Origin of the sequence: Shewanella sp. SM29 (assembly GCF_025654245.1) — a bacterium.
Classification (GTDB): domain Bacteria; phylum Pseudomonadota; class Gammaproteobacteria; order Enterobacterales; family Shewanellaceae; genus Shewanella; species Shewanella oncorhynchi.
Genome location: NZ_JAKKRN010000109.1, coordinates 1 through 507, shown reverse-complemented (window position 1 = coordinate 507; position 507 = coordinate 1). Strand labels below are relative to the sequence as shown.

Sequence of the window (507 nt, the reverse complement as noted above, 5' to 3'; positions counted from 1 at the left end):
TTTTCAAACTAATTTCTATCGCAATTAAGCGATGATTTTAGCTACTACACCAGCACCAACTGTACGACCACCTTCACGGATTGCGAAGCGTAAACCTTCGTCCATCGCGATTGGGCAAATCAGAGTCACTACCATTTTGATGTTGTCGCCAGGCATTACCATCTCTACGCCTTCTGGCAGTTCGATAGTACCGGTTACGTCAGTTGTACGGAAGTAGAACTGTGGACGGTAGCCTTTGAAGAATGGAGTGTGACGTCCGCCTTCTTCTTTTGACAGAACGTAAACTTCTGATTCAAAAGTCGTGTGTGGGTTGATTGAACCTGGTTTAGCCAATACTTGACCACGTTCTACGTCATCACGCTTAGTACCACGTAATAACACACCACAGTTCTCACCTGCACGACCTTCGTCAAGCAGTTTACGGAACATTTCTACACCAGTACACGTTGTTTTAGTCGTTGTGCGAACACCAACGATTTCAACTTCGTCACCCACTTTAACAATACC

1 protein-coding gene is annotated in these 507 nt (G+C 45.2%); it reads right to left on the bottom strand.

Features of this window, described 5'->3' with window-relative positions; genetic code table 11:
* Positions 1-24 precede the first annotated feature (24 nt).
* The coding region (locus tag L5L77_RS22840) for an EF-Tu/IF-2/RF-3 family GTPase (protein WP_263223454.1) at positions 25-507 on the bottom strand (483 nt) is incomplete at its 5' end.